Below are 21,491 nucleotides of genomic sequence, written 5' to 3' on the forward strand. Positions count from 1 at the left end.
GCCCAGCGACGGTTCCCGCTCCCTTCCCATGTCTAGCACCAAGCCAGTTGGCCGCGCGAACAGCCGATGGTTCGCCATCGGCAAGCCGCTCCCTTCCCGCCAGCGGTCCATCCTGACGCTCTGCTCCTTCCTCATCCCCTTGGCGGTGTGGAGTGCCGTGAGCTACCTCCCCTTCGTCTGGCACCCGGACATCAAGCTCACCATTTCGGCGGAACGGGAAGGCATCTCCACCATCTACACGCGTGGAGACCACCTCAGCAAAAGCTTCTTCCCCACCTTCGTCGCTGCCGTCAAAGCGGAAAACGCCGCCGTCCTCGCCGCGCGAGCCGCCGGCGAGCCCATCGCCCCCGGCCGACGCTCCAACCTCAAGACCCTTCGCCACATCGCGGCCTGGGGAATCGGAAACGGCTACCTCACCGCCGAAGAGGCAAAAAACGACGACGCCATCTTCCAGCTCTGGGCCCGAGCCGCCAAAGGCGACTTCGGCAAGCAACTCCCCCTCTCTCCTGACAACATCAAAGTCGTCAAAGAAAACTGGATACTGATCAAGGACATCGAGCTCCCCCTCAGCTCGCGGGACCTCCCGAACGAGGCGCTGCTCAAGCTCATCCCCCAAGGAAAGTCAAGCAACCCAGTCTACTTGCCCGCCCCACACGAAGTCCTCCTCTCCGGATACCAGGACTTCTTCACCGAGCAACGCGACCCCGACGACCCCAGCATGTGGCAACGGGCCCTGCACTCCATGAAGATCGTCTTCGGCGGATTCCTCCTCGCCGCCATCGTCGGAGTCCCCATCGCGATCCTCTGCGGCACCTTCGACTTCTTCTCCCGCATCTTCGAGCCTTTCATCGACTTCTTCCGCTACCTGCCAGCTCCCGCCTTCAGCACCCTGCTGGTCGCCGTCTTCCTCGCCCACGACGCCCCTAAGATCGCCCTCGTATTCGTCGGCACCTTCTTCCAGCTGGTGCTCGTTGTAGCCAATACCACCCGCGAAATCGACCGCTCCCTCATCGAAGCCTCCCAAACCCTCGGAGCCGACCGACGCAACATCCTCCTGCGTGTAATTGTTCCGGGGATACTGCCGCAACTCTACAACGACCTGCGCATCCTCCTCGGCTGGGCCTGGACCTGGCTCGTCATCGCCGAACTCATCGGCGTCAAGTCCGGCCTCACCGAGTTCATCGAAACCCAAGGCCGCTGGCGTAACTTCGACCGCGTCTTCCCCGTCATCATTCTCATCGGATTCATCGGCTTCTTCACCGACCAAATCTTATCCTGGCTGCGCGTCTTCCTCTTCAAGTGGACCGGCGAGTCGCCAAACGCCTTCTCGCGCGTCGTCGCAAGCAGCGTTGCCGCCGGCCCCCGCTGGTTCCAACGCGAAGTCCTCGACCAACGCCTAGATCCACTCGCCGACCGCCGAAACAAGAAATGAGCCAAAGCAATTCAACCGCCCTTCCCGACTACCAGCGCCAGTCTCCCGAAGTCGCTGCCCGCTTCGACAAGCTCAAGCAACGCCCCGTCAAGCTCGAGGTTCGCTCCCTGCAAAAGCAGTTCGGCTCCGCCAAAGGTCCCGTCCAAGCCCTCAAGGACATCTCCTTCAAGGCCTATCGCCGCGAAATGATGGGCGTGATCGGAGCCTCCGGCTGCGGCAAGTCCACCCTCATCCGCATCCTCGCCGGCCTCGAAACGCCGAGCTCCGGCGAAGTCCTGCTAGAAGGCCAGCCCGTTACCGGACCCGGCCCCGACCGCGGCATGGTCTTCCAAAGCTACACCCTCTTCCCCTGGCTCACCGTCAAGAAGAACGTCATGTTCGGCCTCGAGATGACCGGCAACAGCATGAGCACCGCCGAACGCGAAGCCCGCCAATGGATCGATCTCGTCGGCCTCTCCAAGTTCGAAAACAGCTACCCGCACGAACTCTCCGGCGGCATGAAGCAACGCGTCGCAATCGCCCGCGCCCTCGCCAACCGCCCTAAGATTCTCCTCATGGACGAACCCTTCGGCGCCCTCGACGCCCAGACCCGCGCCTCCATGCAAGCCTACCTGCTCGAAATCTGGCGCCACATCGACCTCACCGTCCTCTTCATCACCCACGACCTCGACGAGGCCGTCTACCTCGCCGACCGCATCCTCGTGCTCAAACCCAACCCCGGTGAAGTCCTCGAAATGATCGAAGTCCCCGTCCCCCGCCCGCGCTCCCAAAGCCAATTCGTGGAACCCGAATTCCTCGCCACCAAAAACCGCCTCGAACACCTCATCCACCCCAAGTCCCATACCGAAAAAATCGATCTCCCCATCGTCCGCATGACCGAGGTCGGCGACGACGTTGAGTAATACTTTTTATTCTTTTCGTAATACTTTTAATTTGACCCGAGTTCCCAACTCTCTACCAAGCCATGCGATTAAGCAGATACAGACCCATGCCTAAGAAAGAGACGACCGAACGCATCAGCATGACCCTGCCCCAGTCCACTCTCAAGCAGCTGGACAGCATGGTCGAATCGCGCGGCTACGCCAACCGCTCCCAGGGGATCACCGAGATCATCAACCGCGAGCTGGTGAAGCACAACCAGCGCTACGACGACACCGTCATGGCCGGCACCATCACTCTCTTCTACGCCCAGACCCGCAACAACCTCGCCGGGCGCCTCGCCCAAATCCAGCGCGACCACGTAGCCGAAGTCATCAGCTCCTTGCACGTCCAGCTCGAGAACAACCACACCATGGAAGTCATCCTCGTGCAAGGCCCCGCCAGCAAGCTCCGCATCATCGCCGACGAGCTCATCACCTGCAAAGGCGTCAAGAACGGCAGCCTCAACCTCTCCACCACCATCCTCCCTCCCCTTCACCAAAACAAGTAGCGCCTCGCCGCCCCCCCAACCCATCGTTCTACCAATGCTTCACAAAGAAACACTCACCGGAGCCGGCATGTGGTCCAAAGTGATCAAGCGCGGCCGCACCCTCAAGCTCACCGACCTCGAAGGTGGCGCCAACGTCGGCATGCTGCTCTACAACGCCTACGAAAAGCACGAGCGCTACAACATGCCCGACACCCTCAAGGGCCAATACATCTTCCACCTCAAATACCCCTACTGCCTCCACTCCGACATGGGGCGCCTCTTCGCCTCCATCGTCGCCGACAGCGTTGGCTGGCACGATACCGTTTCCGGCGCTTCCGACGCCGAGTCCGTAAAATCCAAATACGGCCAAGGCGACTACCAAGAGCTGCGCAACGACTTCTACCGTAACGCCCAGGAATGCTTCCTCATCGAGCTCGCCAAGTGGGGCCTCGGCAAACGCGACCTCGTTCCCAACATCAACTGGTTCTCCAAGATCGTCGCCGACGAAGAAGGAAAACTCAGCTTCGTCGAAGGACACAGCAAGGCTGGCGACTCCGTCGAACTTCGCTTCGAGCTCGACACCCTCGTCGTCCTCAACACCTGCCCGCACCCCTTCGATCCAAATCCTGAATACAAGCCCAAGCCCGTCGAGCTATCCATCTCCGAAGCCGCTCCCGTTTCCGCCGACGATCCCTCCCTTCAAATCCGTTCCGAAAACCAACGCGCCTACCACAACACCAGCGTCTACAACCAGCTCCGCTTCTAAACGCAGCGCCGCATTCACCCTTTACCTTTTCTCCACCATGCTAACCGAATCCACCCTCGACCCCGCCAACGCCGTCTACCGCCAAGTCATCAAAGCGGGCGACCACTGGAGCCACGTTATCAAAAAAGGCCAAACCTTCCGCATCCTCGACCTCGAAGGTAACCAAGCCGCGGATACGCTCTTCTACAACGCCCACGATCCCGTCGACCGCTACTCCGCCAGCGATACCATCCGTTGCCAGCAAGCCCTCTACCTCACCACCGGCAGCAAGCTCATGTCCACCGACGGCAACATCCTGCTCGAGATCACCGCCGACACCTGCGGACGGCACGACACCCTCGGCGGCGCCTGCTCCCGCGAATCGAATACCATGCGCTACGCGCTCGAAAAGGAACCCATGCACGCCTGCCGCGACTCCTTCATCTGCGGCCTCCACCACCACTCCCACGACCTCGGCAAGCGAGACATCACCTGCAATATCAACTTCTTCATGAACGTGCCCGTCACCCCCGAAGGCGGCCTCAGCTTCGAAGACGGCATCAGCGCCCCCGGCCGCTACGTCGAGATGCTCGCCCACATGGACGTCATCGCCCTCATCTCGAACTGCCCGCAGCTCAACAACCCCTGCAACGCCTACAACCCGACCCCCGTCGAAGTCCTCATCTGGGACTAGTCCCGGTTCTCGAGCTCCCCTATTCGCGGTTTCAAAAACTCTCTCTTAATTCTCATCGTGTTCCAAAAAGTTCTTATAGCCAACCGAGGCGAAATCGCCTGCCGCGTCATCCGCACCCTGCGCCAAATGGGCATCCGCTCCGTCGCCATCTACTCCGACGCCGACCGCTTCGCCCAACACGTTGACCTCGCCGACGAAGCCGTCCGCATCGGCCCTGCCCCCGTCAAGCAAAGCTACCTGAACATCCCCGCCATCCTCGAAGCCGCCCGCTCCACCGGAGCGCAAGCCATCCACCCCGGCTACGGCCTACTCTCCGAAAACGCAGACTTCGCTTCCCAAGTCGAGGCTGCCGGCCTCGTCTTCATCGGCCCCACCCCCCAGCAAATGATCGAGTTCGGGCTCAAGCACACCGCCCGCGAAATCGCCATTGCCAACCAAGCCCCGCTCCTCCCCGGTAGCGATCTGGTGGATACGCTGGAGGAAGCCATTTCTGAAGCCGAACGCATCGGCTATCCCGTCATGCTCAAGTCTACTGCCGGCGGCGGCGGCATCGGCATGCGCCTCTGCTGGAACGAAACCGAACTCCGCGACGCCTACGAATCCGTTAAGCGCCTCGGCGAAAACAACTTCGCCAACTCCGGTATTTTCCTGGAAAAGTTCGTGCAACGGGCCCGCCACATCGAGGCCCAGATCTTCGGCGACGGAAACGGTAAAGTCATCGCCCTCGGCGAACGCGATTGCTCCGTGCAGCGCCGCAACCAAAAGGTCATCGAAGAAACGCCCGCGCCGGCCATCTCAGACCAGCAACGTAAGGAACTTCTCGATACAGCGGTCCGTCTCGCCCAAGGCGTCAACTACCGTTCCGCTGGAACCGTCGAATTCGTCTACGACGTCGACGCCTCCGCTTTTTACTTCCTCGAAGTCAACACCCGCCTCCAAGTCGAACACTGCGTCACCGAAGAAGTGACCGGCGTTGACCTGGTGGAATGGATGATCAAGCAAGCAGCCGGCGAAATGCCGGACCTCGATACCCTTGCCATCGCCCCCAGCGGAGCCGCCATCCAAGCCCGCGTCTACGCGGAAGACCCGAATAAAGACTTCCAGCCCTCCTCCGGCCTACTCACCGAAGTCCGCTTCCCCGACGACGCTCGCATCGATTCCTGGATCGAAACCGGAACCGAAGTCTCCGCATTCTACGACCCCCTCCTCGCCAAGGTCATCACCAAGGGAGCCAACCGCGCCGAAGCCATCGCAAAGCTCGCCGACGCCCTCGACGCCACCCGAGTCGAAGGCATCGAGACCAACCTCGAATACCTCGAGAACATCCTCGCTGCCGAAGCCTTCCAAGAGGCCTCCCACACCACCAAATTCTGCGACAGCCTCGTCTACCACCCCAGTACCATCGACGTGATAGAAGCCGGTACCCAAACCACTGTCCAAGACTACCCCGGACGCGTCGGCTACTGGGACATCGGCGTCCCGCCCTCCGGCCCCTTCGACGCCTACGCCTTCCGCCTCGGCAACAAGATCCTCGGCAACGAAGAGAAGGCGGCCGGCCTTGAAATCACCGTCACCGGCCCCACCCTCGTCTTCAACCACGATACCACCATCGCTCTCACCGGAGCCCCCACCAACGCGACCCTCAACGGCGAGCCCGTTCCCTTTTGGCAGGCCATTCCCGTCGCCGCCGGCGACGAACTCTCCTGCGGCAAGGTCGTCGAAAACGGCTGCCGCGCCTACCTCGCCGTGCAAGGCGGCCTCGACGTACCCGACTACCTCGGCAGCAAATCCACCTTTACCCTCGGCCAGTTCGGCGGCCACTGCGGACGCACCCTCCTCCCCGGCGACGTCCTGCACTTCCACGCGCAAACCGACTCCCAGCGCCCCGCGCCCATATCGCCGTACCCACTCCCCGACTACAGCAGTCACTGGAACATTCGCGTCCTCTACGGCCCGCACGGCGCCCCCGACTTCTTTACCGACGAAGACATCGAGACCTTCTTCGCCACCGACTGGGAAGTCCACTACAACTCGGCCCGCACCGGCGTTCGCCTGATCGGACCTAAGCCCAAGTGGGCCCGCACCGACGGCGGCGAAGCGGGCCTCCACCCTTCCAACCTCCACGACAACGCCTACGCCATCGGTACCGTCGACTTCACCGGAGACATGCCAGTCATCCTCGGTCCCGACGGTCCCTCCCTCGGCGGCTTCGTCTGCCCCGCCACCATCATCAAGGCCGACCTCTGGATGATGGGCCAACTCAAGCCGGGCGATACCATCCGCTTCACCAAAGTCGACCAAAACACTGCGACCCAACTCGAAATCGAGCAAGAGAGCATTTTCGAGCCAAGCCGTAGTGCTCAGCTTAGCGAAGCGCCGCCTTCCCGCTTCGGTGCCGAGGACGCCATTCTCGAATTCATAGACGAACAACCCAAGCTCGAGCACCCCTCCGTCTGCTACCGTCGCTCGGGCGACAAGTATCTACTCGTTGAATACGGTGAAATGAAGCTGGAGCTCAACCTCCGCTTCCGTGCCCACGCCCTCATGGAAGCCGTCAAGGCGGCCTCCATCCCTGGCATTCTGGAGCTCACTCCTGGCATTCGCTCCCTACAAATCCACTACGAAAGCTTGCAGCTCCCACTCGACGAACTCGTCGATCTCCTCAAGCGAATCGAAGAGGAACTGCCACCCATCACCGAAATGAAGGTGCCCACCCGCACCGTCTACCTGCCCCTTTCCTGGGACGACGAAGCCACCCAACTCGCCATCCAGAAATACGAGTCCGTGCGCAAGAACGCTCCTTGGTGCCCCTCCAACATCGAATTCATCCGCCGCATCAACGGCCTCGATTCCATCCAAGACGTCAAGGACATCCTCTTCAACGCGAGCTACCTCGTCATGGGACTGGGCGACGTCTACCTCGGCGCCCCCGTCGCCACCCCGGTCGATCCGCGTCACCGTCTCGTCACTACAAAGTACAATCCGGCCCGCACCTGGACTCCTGAAAACGCAGTCGGCATCGGCGGCGCCTACCTCTGCGTCTACGGCATGGAAGGCCCGGGCGGCTACCAGTTCGTCGGCCGCACCGTGCAGATGTGGAACCGCTACAAACAGACCAAGAACTTCAAGGAAGGAAAGCCCTGGCTCCTGCGTTTCTTCGATCAAATCCGCTTCTACGAAGTCAGCGCCGACGAACTCCTCGAAATGCGCCAGGACTTCATCCATGGCCGCTTCGAGCTAAAGGTCGAAGAATCCACCTTCGACCTTGCCGCCTACAACCAATTCCTCGGCGACAACGAAGCGGACATCAAAACCTTCAAGGCCAAGCAACAAGCCTCCTTCGACGCCGAACGCCAACGGTGGATAGACAGCGGACAAGCCACCTACATCGCCGAGGAACTCTCCAGCGGAGCCGTCGAAGAAAGCGAAATCCCAGAAGGATGCCGCGCCATCCAAAGCCACGTCCCGGGCAGCGTATGGAAAATCTGCGTACAAGAGGGCGATGCCGTGAAGAAAGGAGACGTCCTTCTCATCGTCGAATCCATGAAAATGGAAATAAATATCACTGCCTCCGCAGATGGCACAGTAGAAGCTCTCCTGACAAAGGAGGGAAATCCTACCAACAAAGGCCAAAACCTCGTCTTAATCCGGGATTAAAACGATTCGCCCACAGAATTCACAGACTATCGCAGCTACTACCTGATTTCATCTGAGCAATCAGCCGGCACCAATTCTCCCCATCCGAGCTCATGAATATCTCTTTCGACATCACCACCCTTCGCGAAGGCTACTTGGCTGGCGACTTCACCGTTTCCGACATCATTCGAGAAACTCTGTCCCGCATCAAGTCAGGCGACTCCAAAATCTGGATATGCGTGGATACCGAGGAACGACTCTTGGCCCAAGCCGCCGAGCTCGAATCGAAGTCGCCCCACGATCTGCCGCTCTACGGCATCCCCTTCGCTGTTAAGGACAATATCGACGTCGCTCAGCTGCCCACCACCGCAGCCTGCCCCGACTTCCGCTACTTTGCCGACGCCGACGCCACCGTGGTCGCCCAGCTGCGAGCTGCGGGAGCCATCCCCGTTGGCAAGACCAACCTCGATCAATTCGCTACCGGATTGGTTGGCGTCCGCTCTCCCTACGGCGTGCCCGGAAACGCTTTCAACCCAGACTACATCCCTGGCGGATCGAGCTCGGGTTCCGCTGTATCCGTTGCTCTAGGACAAGTTTCCTTTTCGCTCGGCACCGATACCGCCGGATCCGGTCGCGTTCCGGCCTGCTTCAATAACCTCGTCGGCCTCAAGCCCAGCCGCGGCCTGCTCAGCAACACCGGACTCGTCCCAGCCTGCAAGTCGCTGGACTGCATTTCCATCTTCGCCCTCAACGCCGGCGACGCTCAAAGCGCCCTGCACGCCGCCGCTTGCTACGATCCGAGCGACGCCTATTCGCGCCCCTTCCCCACCAGCCTGGAATCGCCCAAGCGAGCCTTTCGCGAGGGCATGACCTTTGGCGTACCTTCGCCGGAGCAGCTGCAATTCTTCGGCGATCAGGACTACCTCAACCTTTACCTGGAATCCGTGAAGCGACTCGAGTCTCTCGGCTTCAAGAAGCAGGTCATCGATTTCTCCCCCTTCCTCGCAGCCGCCCGACTTCTCTACGAAGGGCCTTGGGTCGCCGAGCGGTATTGGGCCATCCAGGATCTGATCAAGGAGTCGCCCGACTCGCTGCATCCCACCACCCGAGCCATCATCGAAAAAGGCATCGAAGGCACTGCCGTCGACGCATTCGACGCCGCCTACAAGCTGCAAGCCTTCCGCCAAGCGATTCAACCGCTTTGGGAAGAAGTCGACTTCCTCGCCACCCCCACCGCAGGCACGCACTACACCATCGACCAAGTCGAGGCGGACCCCATCCAACTGAATTCAAATCTTGGATACTATACCAATTTCATGAATCTCCTGGACCTCTCCTCCGTAGCGGTCCCAACCGGATTCACCAGCAAGCAGCTCCCCTTCGGCATCACAGTCATCGCTCCCGCGTTCCACGACGAGAAGCTGCTCGCCATCGCGGACAAGCTCCAGATCGCTTCCGACCTCAATCTCGGGGCCACCCCTTTCAAACGCCACCGCTCCCTCGTCAAGGCGCCCTGCGACACCTTGCCCATCGCCGTATGCGGCGCCCACATGAGCGGACTCCCCCTCAACCCCCAGCTCACCGAGCTGGGCGCCAGCTTCGACCGCGCCACCGCCACCAGCCCCCATTACCGCCTTTTCGCCTTGCCCGGGACCACTCCGCCCAAGCCGGGAATGATCCGCGACCCGGAAAACGGAACCTCCATCGAACTCGAAATCTGGCAGCTCCCCAAGACCCAATGGGCCGCCTTCATCGAGCAAATCCCCGCACCGCTGGGAATCGGCAATATCGAGCTCGCGGACGGCAGTTACGTCAAGGGCTTCACCTGCGAAAGCTGGGCTACCGCGGACGCCGCAGAAGCCAGCAGCCATGGCGGCTGGCGGGCCTACCTCGAAAGCTTGAGCTCCTAGGTCTCGAGAGCCGTGCCGGATAGCGCGACCCTCCAAACGCCCCTTATTCACTTCGTTCGGGCTCCCTCTACTTGGGAGCCCGATGGCGTGTTTGGCTCCTAGGCCGGCTCCTTGAAAGAGCTCCGCCAACCCATTGCCTAGCATACTCGTAGAGAGATCCCCCTTTGAGATTTTCCCCGGGTAAACTCCCTAGAGGCGAGGAATACAGATCTCCTAGCTACGGTAAAAAACGCACGAATCGCGCTTCGCGCTAGGTTTCACTACTCAAGCCCACGTAGTTCCGAACGATCAGCGATAAAGAGCACTAGCTCAAGCAACCGACAAAACCCTCACTATGAAACTGACCTTCGCTAAACGAACAACACTGGCCTTCGCGTCCCTCACCCTCTTGGGACTCGCTATCGGAGCTATCGGCATCGGCACCAAACAATCCATACTCGACGACCTAAGGCTCTTTTCCAACAACGTCCTCCCAGCCACCGACAACCTCCTCCAGTTGGATCGCGACCTCCACCAGGCCTACATCGCCCAGGTCATGTTCTCGAGCAGCCCTCGCGGAAAATACGACAGCCTCGTCGACGATACCAAAACCAACCTCAAGCAAGTCGAGACTCGCTGGGACACCTTCAAGCAAGCCGTCGCTCCCTATGCCTCTCCGCAGGTCGTCGATATCCAGAACAAGTTCGAAAAGGAATTCGCCAAGTGGAAGGAGTCTTCCCACAAAGCCCTCCGCCAGCTCACCAGCAGCGACCCCACCGTGCAAGCTGCCGGAAGCGCCTTCGTTAGCGGGCCCGCACTCAAGGACTTCGATACTGCCAGAGACCAAATCGACATCCTCACCGAAGTTCTAGAAAAGGAAGCCGCCTTGATTAAGGCCAACGCCGAAGCGACTGCAAACAGCAGCCAATGGACCATCATCATCGCCATCCTGGTCAGCCTGGTCATCGGAGCGCTGATGACTTGGAAAATTGGATACATGACGGCCAACAAGCTAAAGGGGATCGCCTACAACATCGCCACCACCGCCTTCGAGACTGCGGAAACCACTTCCCAGATCAGCGACAGCAGCCGACGCGTAGCGGAAGGCGCCTCCGAACAAGCAGCCTCGCTGGAAGAGACCAGCGCCTCTCTCGAGGAAAGCGCCGCCACCATCCAGAGCAGCGCCACCGCCGCCCAGCAGATTAAGAACGTTTCCGAGGAAACCACTGTCGCCGCCCAGCAAGGCAGCTCCGAAATGGGCACCATGATCGAAGCCATGCAGCTCATCGCCGAATCGAGCTCCAATATCGCGAGCACGCTCAAGACCATCGACGAGATCGCCTTCCAAACCAATATTCTCGCCCTCAACGCCGCCGTCGAAGCAGCCCGCGCTGGCGAAGCGGGAGCCGGATTCGCAGTCGTCGCCGACGAAGTCCGCGCCCTCGCCCAACGCTGCGCCAAGGCCGCTCGCGAAACCTCCGACCGCATCGAGGAATCGACCCAACGCAGCGAAGCAGGCCTGCGCACCAGCGAACGCGTCGCGGAGGTCCTCGAACGCATCTGCAGCAAGGCCTTCGAAATGGACGAGCTGATGCGCAACATGGCAGCTTCCTCCGAAGAGCAATCCGCAGGAATCACTCAGCTCAACACCGCCCTTACCCAAATGGACCAGGTCACCCAAACCAACGCCGCGTCCGCCGAGGAAACCGCGAGCGCTACCGTGCAGCTCGACCAACAGGCCAGCAAGCTGCATAACATGGTAGAAGAACTGTCTGGCATTCTCGGCATCGAATCGTCAAACAAGGTGCAGGCCAAGCAGGTCAAGAAGCCGAAAGCGAACGCGGCGCCCAACGAGGAAGATCCCTGGGCAGCCACTGATTTCCAACGATCGAGCGACACCTTTTCCACCGCTTCCCACAACTAATCGAACCACCCTCGACCATGCGTAAATCACTCATCAGCATCGCCGCCCTCTGCTTCCTGCCGTTGGCCGCCTTTTCGGACACCGGTCCCGACTTTTGGCTAACCGTAAACACTCCCTCCATCGAACTGGGAGAAAAGACCAGCACCAAGACGCAAGTCTCTCTCCGCTTTCCCGAATTCGAGGACTTCCACTACTTCTACGTCTCCCAGAAGTTCACCACCAAGCTCGGCGAAAAATGGTCGCTCGGCACCCATCCCGTCTTCGAGACCTCCAAGAAGGCAGGCGACTGGTCCAACACCCTACGCCTCGACCTGGAGCTCAATCCCGCCAAGTTCAACCTCGGCGAAAACGGACCGTCCATCAGCATGAGAAACCGCTGGGAACTGCGCTGGAAGGAAGGCAAAGGCAGCACCGTCTTCCACCGAATCCGCCACTCCTCCAAGGCTACCTGGAAAATCGAAGCCGGCCCCTTCACTTCCTTCTCCATCGGCGACGAAGTCTTCTACGAAGAGGACAAGGGAAAGATCACCCGCAACCGCTTCTACCCCGTCATGCTGGGATCCAAGGTGGGCGACACCAAGGTCAACTACTACCTTCTCTACCAGAGCGACCGCGCCGGTACCTCGGACGACTGGAACGGCCGCTACGTGCTCGGCACCTCGCTCAGCTTCTAAAGCTCAGCTTCATCGAGTAGACTCAGCGGCATAGCGCTGCTTTCCAAGAAAGGGCGTAAATCTACGCCCTTTTCTTATGCCCATAATCCTCGCCCGTAGCGCCGCGGAACAAGCCGTTCCCGCAAAGCGAAACCCGACCCAGGCTAAAGCACGATCTTCACGCCGCGGCGCAGGTAGGTGGGCGAATCCAAATCCTGCCCCTCGAAAATAGTCCCGTCGGAGTTTTCGAACTCACCCTTCGGATCCCCTTCGGAAAAGGAGAACTCCTCTTGGGCGGAACTCTTGACGCTCTTGTGCGTTACCGGGCGCGAAGCGGGGGCTTTGCGACTGGGAGCCGTCTCCGTCTTCTCCACCTGCGGCGTCTCCTTCGCCGCCTTCGGGCTGGCGACGCGCGGCTTCACCACCTTGGTGAACGGCACGCTGCTCACTTCGCTCGTCCCCAGGATGCAAATCTCGACCGAGTCTCCGAGGTCTTCGTCCACCACGGCTCCCATGGTCACGTTCGCATCGGCGCCGAACTCTTCGGAAACCGCTTCCATGATCATCTGCGTATCGGCCATTCCGATACGCGTGCCGCCCACGATATTGACCAGCAACTGATCCGCCTTCTTGGAAAACTCCGGCGTATGCAGCAAGGGACAAAGCTTCAGGTCCGCCACCGCTTCTACCGCCGCGTTCGGACCGTCTCCGGTGCCGAGGCCAAAGAGGGTCTTCCCCGCTTTCTTGGCAAGCATCTGGCGAAGCTGGGCAAAGTCCAAGTTGATCATGCCCGTCTTGTTCATCATGCACCAGATCGAGCGAATCGCCTTTTCGATCCACGCATCCGCCTTGGCGAACGCATCGAGCAAGGAGGCGTCCGGGTCCGATTCCTGAATCAAAAGGTCGTTGGGCAAGGGCACCACCGCGTTGCAGGTATCCCGCAAGCGCTTCAAGCCTTCTTGAGCGACATTGCCACGAGCCGAGCGCTCGATGGTGAACGGCAAGGCTACGAAGGCGATAACGATGGCTCCGCTCCTCAAGGCCTGTTCCGCGATCACTGGAGCCGCGCCGGTGCCGGTGCCGCCGCCCAGACCCGCTGTGATGAACAGCAAGTCGACATCGCTCACCAGCTCGTCGATGGCGTCGATGTGCTTCAAGGCAGCCTCGCGACCGATCTCGACGTCGCCGCCCGTGCCCAAGCCGCCCGTAACGGACTTTCCGATACAAAGCTTGTTCACGATCGGAGAATCAGACAGGGCCTGCAGGTCCGTATTCACCGCTACCAGCTCCACGCCGGAAACTTGGGAAAGCATCAGCCGGTCGACGATGTTCGAGCCCGCTCCGCCCACTCCAATCACTTTCATGCGGATCTTGGGTGAGTCGTGGTGCTCGTCGTGGACTGGTTCGCTCATGGTGTCGGGGTAAAGGCTAAGGCTCGCTAGACCTTTTGAAAAAGGCTCTTGAGACGGCCAAAAATGCTGCTCTGCCGGTGCTTGGCGTAGCTTTTCTCGCTCTGGTACTGCAGACCGTAGTGCAGAAGCCCCAGGGCCGTGCTGTATTGGGAATCCTTCAGCTCGCCGGAGGCCATGGCCGCGTTGTCCCCCACGTGCGCTTGGATTCCGAATGCGTTCTCCGCGCACTGGTCGATGTTCGCCAACTTGCTCGAGCCGCCCGTGATGATGACACCAGACGACAGCCTTTCCGGCACGAACTGGGCGCCGAGCTTCTTGCGCACGACCTCGAAGATTTCGCTCACCCGCAACTCGATGATCTTCTCGATGCTCCAAAGCGGAACCGGACGATCGCCGATCTCAAAGTCGTTGTTCAGCCAAACCTTCTCCGTCTTGTCCTTATGCTCCACGATGGCCGAGCCATAGCGCAGCTTCAGGCTCTCCGCCTGCTTCAGCCGCATGCGCAGACCAATGCTCAGGTCGTTCGAAATGTGGTCCCCGCCAATCGGCAGGCAACCCGCCTTCGTGCAGCGCCCGTCGAGAAAAAGCGCGTAATCGGTGGTGCCCCGTCCCATGTCGATGACCAGCACCCCGCTCTTTTTCTGGTCCGGCGTCGCCACCGCAGCGCTGCTCGCCAAGCCTGCCAGAACGATGTCGTCCACGTGCAGGTTGAAGCCGTTGATGACATGGATCGCATCCCCGATCTTGCGGGAATCCCCATGCATCGTCCAATAGCCGACTTCCAGGCGCTCGCCCTCCATGCCTACCGGCGACTCCACGCTGCGCCCGTCCAAGCGGTAGGGACGACGCAAGTGGTGGATCGTGGTACGGTTTTCGGGCAACTCTCGCCCCTGGGCCAAGGAGCAGGCTTGCTCCACGTCCTCCTGCTGCACGCGTCCGTCCGGATCCGTTATGTTCACCGAGGCCTCGCTGGGAAAACCTTCGATATGCCCGCCGGTTTGAGCGAGGTAAACCCCATCGATCGAAACCCCGGCTTGGCTTTCCGCCGCCAGGATGGCGGCGTGCACGCAATCGCTAGCTAGATGGTAATCAACGATTTCCCCTTTCAGGAGCCCTTTTGAAGACGACTGACCGAGGCCGATCACATTAAGCTTCCGGCCCTCGTGGATTTCTCCCAGAAGCACAGTCACCTTGCTCGTCCCAATATCTACACCTGCGATTACTTTCGTCTTATACACCTTGCTTTGACCGTACGGCTGACTCTTTCCCGAATTATTTCAACCCGATACTACGAGCCTAGAGGAATCTTACTGGCACCTGATCTTCCAAGGTCAAATCTACGCTTTCGATTTCGCCCCTTTGCTTGCTTCTGCAATCGTCCAAAATGTAGTCGAGCCGCCCCAGCTGGCTGCGGAAATCCGCATAGCGATCGAAAACGACCTCCTTCGCTCCACGCCCCTTGGTGATCAGGCGATCCGACCGCTCCAAGGAAACCACCCGCCACGCGTTGTAGATGTGGGGAGCGATGGCCTGGGCTTCGGAAAGCAGCTCCGCCAGCGGGCTGATGTCGTCGATGCGCGAGTAGCCGTACTCTTCCTTGGAAAGGGCCACCCCGTCCAGAAACGGCAAGGTACGCGCCACCTTCGGATCCATGCGATCCGCCTCGAAAACCACTCCCTGCTCGTCGACGAAAAGCTTCAAGGTCTCCCCATTCGCCCGCTGGGCCAAGATCCGCACGATCGGCTTGCGCTCGACGATGCTGACTTCCAGGGCGTCCGGAAAGCGGCGTGAGACCACTGCCTTCTCGACTTGCCCGATCGCTTCGAGCCGCTCCTTCATCGCGTCCAAGTCGACGCTCAGCAAATTCGCGTCCACCGGCACGTCCAGCTGGCGCAGGACGTAGTCCCGCTCCAAGTTTCCATCCGTATGCACGTCGATCAGCTGGATCGGCATCGACTCCCCAGCCTTGGTCAAAATCTCCGGTCCGCCCTCCAAGCGCGGCAGGAAATGTAGCGCTGCGGCAAATACGCCGACAAACAAAAGCGCCGCCCCGGTCACCTTCAGTCGACCCATCCAGATGCGGCGTTCCGAAGCCGAGCTCATAGCCTTCGGCTTAACGCTTTGGTCGATGTCCTTCCACGTATTTGATTTACGCTTACGACGAGGGTTCGAGGTTGAATTACGGGCAGCCATGTTAGCTAGAAGAATTGGCGTTTCTATACCTCAACAAGGCCGGTTCTACAAGCTTTTGCAGTAGTTCGTCGAAATTGTATCCAAAAAGCGCCGCCGACATGGGCAAAAGGCTCGTTTCCTTGAGTCCCGGGAGGGTGTTTATCTCCAGGAAATAAGGATTTCCCTCCGTATCCACCATGCAATCGATGCGGGCATAGTCCCGGCAACCGCAAGCGCTAAAAGCCATTGTAGCCAATTTTCGGATGCGCTCGCTCAGCTCCTCGCTAATCTCCGCCGGAGCAATGTATTCAGTCAGCCCTTTCGTGTACTTGCTCTCGAAGTCGAAACGTCCGCTGCGCGGCCGGATTTCCACCACTCCCAAAGCTTCTCCCTGCAAGATCCCAACCGTTACTTCCTTGCCCGAAACGCGGGGCTCGATGAGCCAACGACCGGATTTGCACTTCTCCAGGCAATCCGCGACCTCCGCTTCCCCTTCCGCGAACTGCAGGCCGACGCTGCTGCCTTCCGCCGCGGGCTTGATCACCACCGACGGTCCCAGTACGGATACTACCGTTTCCGCCAAAGGTACATCTCCAGCCTCGAAAACGATTTCCGCCGGTACCGGCACTCCCGCCGCCGCGAGCGCCGCCTTGGTCGCCACCTTGTCGAAGGTCAAGGCGCTGGAGGCCGCATCGCAACCGGCGTACACGACACCAGCCTCGTCGAGCAAGCGCTGGGCCGCGCCGTCCTCGCCGAAGGATCCATGCAAGGTCGAGAACACCACGTGCCGCTGCGGATCCAAGCCTTCCGGCAATTCGGAATGCGACTGCACGTCGAAGACATCCACTTCGAAGCGTTTCGCCAAGGCTGACGCAGCCGCATGGCCCGAGCCGAGCGAAACCTCTCGTTCCGCCGAAATTCCACCGAGTAGTACTGCAATTCTTGGTTCTGTCATTTCAATGCCTCCTCCCAATTCGAGCCGAAAAGCAACACCTCCGGATGCAGGTCCACTCCCTTGCGCTCCCTTGCTACCTTGCGGGCGAACTTGACCAGCTCCACTACGTCCGAGCTGCTCGCTCCGCCGCGATTGATTATGAAATTGCCATGAACCGAACTGATCTCGGCGCCGCCTACCATCGCGCCCTTCAGTCCGAGCTCGTCGATCAAGCGACCGGCCGAATCGCCTTCGGGATTCTTGAAGATGCAGCCGGCGCTGGGTTCGCGGGGCTGGGACTCCTTGCGCTTGCTCTGGTAGGTGTCGATGGTGCGGCGTATCTCCGCCTGCGAAGCGGCGCTCCCCTTGGAAACGAATACCGCATCGATCGCGATGGCCGACTCCAGCTCCCGACAGTAACGGTATCCAAAATCCAAGTCATCCTTGCGAGCCTCCAAAACCTCGCCCTCCAGAGTGACGTAGCGGATCGATTCCACCACGTCGAAAACCCAACCGCCCATGGCGCCCGCATTCATGCGCAGCACGCCGCCAAGGCTTCCGGGGATCCCTTCCAAAAATTCAAAGCCTTCCAGCCCTTCCTTCGCCGCTTGCCCGCAAAGCGCTTTGATGCGCATCCCGGCGCCCAGACGCGCCCTCCCCGCGCCAAGCAGTTCGAAGCGGCTCCAATAGGGATGGCTCAAGCGTATAACCAATCCGGATACGCCGTCATCGGCCACCACCAGATTCGAGCCGCGGCCCAACGGGCGAACCTCGATCCCCTCCGAGCGGCAAACCTTCAGGGCCGCCACCAACTGGGCCAGCGATTCCGGCTCGAAGTAGCGTTCCGCAGGCCCTCCGACCCGCAAGGTCGTCTTGTTCGCCATCGGCTCGTCCGCCCGAATCACGGTCGAAAAACTGGAAACCGAAGCGAGGCCTCGGTACACTTGCCCCCAACGCTTGTCCTCTGCCGCAAGGGCTTCGCTCAAACGCTTGGCCACCTTGTCACCCACTCCCGCGCCGAGGAATACAATCCTCACCGCTCCTTGCCGGGCTCGCGCCTGCAAGGTAGGGACCGGATCCACGACGCTCGAGATAAAGATCACCCGATCCGAACGCTTGCGACACTCCTGGTAAAGGTCCTGGCCGGTCCCGCCCTCCAGCGGAGACTCGCTAGCCGCGTAGACGTCGAGCAAAACCAACTCTTCGCAAACCGACAAACTCTTGGCGAACTCCGCCTTCAACTCCCGCGTGCGAGAAAAACGGTGGGCCTGAAAAACGACGACCGTTTGCCAGCCGGGCTTCTCCCCCATGCTTTCCAAAACCGCGTCGATTTCCCGCGGATGATGGGCATAGTCCTCGAAAACCTGAACCGCAGGGCTATTGAACCAGCAACGTTGGCGACGTCTCACCGAAGTGAATTCCACTCGCTGGCCCGCGGCCAAAGGAGCCCCCATAGCTTCCGCCGCCAACAAGGCAAAGGACGCATCCATGGTATTCATTCGACCGCTACGATTGATGGAAACCTGCCTCAAAGCGGTCTCCCCCGAAAACGTCAATTCGCTCCACGAGCTGCCGGACGGCTTCGCCGAAACGTCCACATCCCCCTTTTCACCAAGCCCAAGCAGCGGGACCTTGGCGCTCGCCCGCAGGCGATCCTTCAGGGACGCCTCCACAAAAACCTTACCTTGGGTCCGCTCGACCAAGCGTGCGAAAGCCGCCCAATAATCCGCTTCCGTTTCGTAACGGGCATGGTGGTCGTGGTCCACATTGAGCACCACCGTGATTTCCGGACTGAAGCCTTCGATGGTGCCATCGCTCTCGTCAATCTCCGCGACCAGCCACTCGCTCTCGCTAAAGCGACTGGGAGGCAATCCATCGAATTGGGCGCCCAACAGGTAGGAAAAGTCAGCGCCCGCTTGCTCCAGCGCATCGATCAACATACCGCAGGTCGTCGTCTTCCCGTGCGAACCGGCTATCGCGACCAGCTTCTTCTGCTTTGCCACCAAAGCCAGGCACTCGCCGCGGCGAATACAGAGCGCTCCCGTCTCCAAAGCATACGCTCGGGCCGGATGCGTATCCGCAATCGCCGACGAGTAGACGATGCCAGCCGCGTCTCCTTTCGCAAAAGCTCGCACCTCCACCCCGCGCGACTCCAGGAGCTCGCGATTCTCAGCGGTGAAGGCGTCGTCCTCCGCCGTCACCGCGTGCCCTGCTTCCGCAAGGCAAAGAGCAAGCGGCAACATGCCCGCGCCCCCTGCGCCCAAACAATGAATACGCTCTGGCAAGTCTTCGATCATGTACGCAATCCTTGTTCCGTTCGAGCAGCCATGTTCAATCCGTTTCCGGCCACGATCCGCTCCAAATCGTTAGCCATAAAAGCCCTCACATCCCTACGATCCGCAAGCTCGAGGTTATGGCGAAATTTCTGCATCAACCATTCGTTGAAAAGAACGTCCTGAACCTCCTTCAGTAAGTCACCGAGGTAGTCCTGCGACATGTGAATTCCACAGCCAAGCATCTCGAAATTCTGGGCGTTCGCTACTTGGTGATCGTCTGCTGAAAATGGATACGGGATCAAAATACCTGGCGCCCGGCAACGCATCATCTCCGCTATGCTGCCAGCCCCGGAACGTGAAACCACCAGATCCGCCGCCGAAAGCACCGTAGCCATGTCATCGGAAAAACGACGAAACAAGGATCGCACTTCCGTCCCTTTCGGGGACTTGAAAGTCATGGAACTGTCCGCCTCCGAGCCGCCCGTTAAGCAAAAGACCTGCACCTCCTTCTGGGCAAGCGTCGGCAAGCTGGCCTTCACCCACTTGTTCAAGGATTCCGCGCCTTGGCTGCCGCCCATGATTACCAGCAGCTTGAGCTGCGGATCGAGCCCCAACGCGCTTTTCGCCTCGGACTTCGACTTGCTCACGATCTCATCGCGAACCGGCATCCCCACGAAACGGATACGGCTGCTGCGCTTGGTGCGTACCGTAACCCCTTTCGGCAAATAGATGCGACGCGCGAACCAGCTCACGATGCGCGTCACCCGCCCCGCCACTCGATTCGCTTCATGGATCACCGTCGGCAATCCAGCGAAAAAACCCGCCAACATGGCCGGCATGGAAAGGAAACCGCCAAACCCGATCACGACGTCCGGGTGCTTGCGGTGGATCATGCGGCTGCACTTGAGCGTGCCCCGCACCAAGCTCACCAAAAACAGGAGCAAGCGAAGCGGTCGGATCGAAAAAGGCCTCCCGTCAACCGTCTCGTATTCGAACTGGCGATACTTCTTAACCAGACGCGAATCGACCTGCTTGTTGCTGATCAGCAGCGTACACTTCCAATTTCGCGAGGTAAGCTCTTCGGCTAAAGCGATCCCGGGCGACATGTGCCCTCCCGTTCCGCCGCATGCTATGATTGCCCGCTTCATCCCTCGATATCCTTCAGTTTACGCTTCGATTGCTGTAGCACCGGTCCTCGCCAAGCGAGGCTCGTGTTGAGAATGATCGCGACGAAGATCCCCATCGTCAAAAAGTTCGAACCGCCGTAGCTGATGAAGGGCAGCGGAAGTCCTGTAGTGGGCAACACTCCCGTCACGACGCCTAGGTTCAAAATCGACTGTACCGAAATCATCAACACGCAGCCTGCCGCCAAGAGGTATTGGTAGGTATTGGGCGCGTTGCGGATGTGCATGACGCCAGCTATGAAAAGCACTCCGTAAACCGTCACCACGGCAAGGGTGGCAATCATTCCCAACTCTTCGCCAATGATGGCAAAAATAAAGTCGTTGTGCGCCTCGGGCAGGAAGGCCTGCTGCTGCCGCCCATTGCCCAGCCCGACCCCGTCAATGCCGCCCGCTCCAAAAGCGAGCAAGGCCTGCCAGCCTTGATAGGCGTCGCCCGCCTTTTCCGCTTCCATATTCCAAAAGGCGGTCAAACGGCTCCAGCGTTCCGCGTCGTTGTAGATCAAGGCCACCACGCCGGCGAACCCCGCGAGCACGGAAGGAATCAAATAGATCAGCCTCACTCCCGCGAGGTACAGCATGCTTACCGCCACCATCACGTAAATCAAGGCCGTGCCCAAGTCCGGCTGGGCGATCACCAACGCGATGTAGATCCCCATGCCGATCCCCGGATAGATGAAGCCCCGCAGAAAGGTGGTGTTCTCGGAGCGGATCGAACTAAAATAGTGCGCCGCAAAAAAGACGAAGCTGACCTTGGCGATTTCCGCTACCTGGAAACCGATAGGCCCGATCCTCACCCAACTTCGGCTGCCGTTGATGACGGTACCGATCCCGGGCACGAAAACGAGCAGCAGCACCGCGATCCCCAATACGTAACCCACCCAAATAAAGCGGCGTATCCAGTCCAGGTTCACCAGCATCAGCAGCAGGCCAACCACGATGGTAAGTCCCACCCACATGGCCTGCTTCTCGATGAAGAAGTACGGGGAATCCTTGTTGATGTGCAAGCTGGCGCTGAAAAGAATGGTAATTCCCAGCACCGTAAGCAGACCCGCGCAGATCAAAACGACGAGCGCTGGGTTCAGTACTCCGTTCGATCCGACATGGTTCTTCTTGTTACTCTTCTTCGCCATAC

16 protein-coding genes are annotated in these 21,491 nt (G+C 59.9%); 9 read left to right on the plus strand and 7 right to left on the minus strand.

The features are described from left to right. The first annotated feature begins 28 nt into the window (after window positions 1-28). The 9 genes from QEH57_RS07870 to QEH57_RS07910 all read left to right on the plus strand — a co-directional run bounded on the left by QEH57_RS07870 (window position 29) and on the right by QEH57_RS07910 (window position 12,402). Entirely contained in the window at window positions 29-1,432 is a 1,404-nt protein-coding gene (locus QEH57_RS07870; protein WP_309006163.1) for an ABC transporter permease, read from the plus strand. Next, window positions 1,429-2,334, plus strand: a complete 906-nt coding sequence (locus tag QEH57_RS07875; RefSeq protein ID WP_309006164.1) for an ABC transporter ATP-binding protein — start codon at window positions 1,429-1,431, stop codon at window positions 2,332-2,334. The genes QEH57_RS07870 and QEH57_RS07875 overlap by 4 nt, the downstream gene beginning before the upstream one ends. Window positions 2,335-2,420: 86 nt before the next feature. Beyond that, window positions 2,421-2,861, plus strand: a complete 441-nt coding sequence (nikR, locus tag QEH57_RS07880; RefSeq protein ID WP_309006165.1) for a nickel-responsive transcriptional regulator NikR — start codon at window positions 2,421-2,423, stop codon at window positions 2,859-2,861. Between the two features lie 34 nt (window positions 2,862-2,895). Further along, window positions 2,896-3,606 carry an urea amidolyase associated protein UAAP1 gene (locus QEH57_RS07885; RefSeq protein ID WP_309006166.1) on the plus strand — a complete coding sequence of 237 codons (711 nt, stop codon included), beginning with the start codon at window positions 2,896-2,898 and terminating at the stop codon, window positions 3,604-3,606. Window positions 3,607-3,643: 37 nt separating this feature from the next. Continuing rightward, on the plus strand, window positions 3,644-4,279 hold the full coding sequence (locus QEH57_RS07890; RefSeq protein ID WP_309006167.1) for an urea amidolyase associated protein UAAP2: 636 nt from the start codon (window positions 3,644-3,646) through the stop codon (window positions 4,277-4,279). Between the two features lie 57 nt (window positions 4,280-4,336). Next, window positions 4,337-7,936 carry an urea carboxylase gene (gene uca, locus QEH57_RS07895; protein ID WP_309006168.1) on the plus strand — a complete coding sequence of 1,200 codons (3,600 nt, stop codon included), beginning with the start codon at window positions 4,337-4,339 and terminating at the stop codon, window positions 7,934-7,936. 92 nt (window positions 7,937-8,028) lie between these two features. Continuing rightward, on the plus strand, window positions 8,029-9,825 hold the full coding sequence (gene atzF, locus QEH57_RS07900) for an allophanate hydrolase (protein WP_309006169.1): 1,797 nt from the start codon (window positions 8,029-8,031) through the stop codon (window positions 9,823-9,825). Between the two features lie 334 nt (window positions 9,826-10,159). After that, window positions 10,160-11,728: a methyl-accepting chemotaxis protein gene (locus QEH57_RS07905; protein WP_309006170.1), complete on the plus strand. Its 1,569-nt coding sequence runs from the start codon at window positions 10,160-10,162 to the stop codon at window positions 11,726-11,728. Window positions 11,729-11,745: 17 nt separating this feature from the next. Then, on the plus strand, window positions 11,746-12,402 hold the full coding sequence (locus QEH57_RS07910) for a DUF2490 domain-containing protein (protein ID WP_309006171.1): 657 nt from the start codon (window positions 11,746-11,748) through the stop codon (window positions 12,400-12,402). 143 nt (window positions 12,403-12,545) lie between these two features. Here QEH57_RS07910 and QEH57_RS07915 read toward each other — a convergent pair whose 3' ends face one another. From QEH57_RS07915 to QEH57_RS07945, 7 genes are all read right to left on the minus strand, one after another. Next, window positions 12,546-13,793, minus strand: coding sequence for a cell division protein FtsZ (locus QEH57_RS07915; protein ID WP_309006172.1), 1,248 nt, complete (start codon window positions 13,791-13,793; stop codon window positions 12,546-12,548). Between the two features lie 26 nt (window positions 13,794-13,819). Beyond that, window positions 13,820-15,031, minus strand: coding sequence for a cell division protein FtsA (gene ftsA / locus QEH57_RS07920; RefSeq protein WP_309006173.1), 1,212 nt, complete (start codon window positions 15,029-15,031; stop codon window positions 13,820-13,822). 58 nt (window positions 15,032-15,089) lie between these two features. Continuing rightward, window positions 15,090-15,896: an FtsQ-type POTRA domain-containing protein gene (locus tag QEH57_RS07925; RefSeq protein ID WP_309006174.1), complete on the minus strand. Its 807-nt coding sequence runs from the start codon at window positions 15,894-15,896 to the stop codon at window positions 15,090-15,092. A 91-nt stretch (window positions 15,897-15,987) separates the two neighbouring features. Next, the gene (locus tag QEH57_RS07930; RefSeq protein WP_309006176.1) at window positions 15,988-16,920 is read right to left on the minus strand and encodes a D-alanine--D-alanine ligase; all 933 of its coding nucleotides are present in this window, start codon (window positions 16,918-16,920) and stop codon (window positions 15,988-15,990) included. After that, window positions 16,917-19,196, minus strand: coding sequence for a UDP-N-acetylmuramate dehydrogenase (gene murB, locus QEH57_RS07935; protein WP_309006177.1), 2,280 nt, complete (start codon window positions 19,194-19,196; stop codon window positions 16,917-16,919). Before murB ends, QEH57_RS07930 begins: the two co-directional genes overlap by 4 nt. Further along, the gene (locus QEH57_RS07940) at window positions 19,193-20,323 is read right to left on the minus strand and encodes a UDP-N-acetylglucosamine--N-acetylmuramyl-(pentapeptide) pyrophosphoryl-undecaprenol N-acetylglucosamine transferase (RefSeq protein ID WP_309006178.1); all 1,131 of its coding nucleotides are present in this window, start codon (window positions 20,321-20,323) and stop codon (window positions 19,193-19,195) included. The genes murB and QEH57_RS07940 overlap by 4 nt, the downstream gene beginning before the upstream one ends. Then, window positions 20,320-21,489, minus strand: coding sequence for a putative peptidoglycan glycosyltransferase FtsW (locus QEH57_RS07945; protein ID WP_309006179.1), 1,170 nt, complete (start codon window positions 21,487-21,489; stop codon window positions 20,320-20,322). The genes QEH57_RS07940 and QEH57_RS07945 overlap by 4 nt, the downstream gene beginning before the upstream one ends. Window positions 21,490-21,491: the final 2 nt, after the last annotated feature.

This window comes from Pelagicoccus sp. SDUM812005, assembly GCF_031127875.1.
GTDB lineage: Bacteria > Verrucomicrobiota > Verrucomicrobiia > Opitutales > Opitutaceae > Pelagicoccus.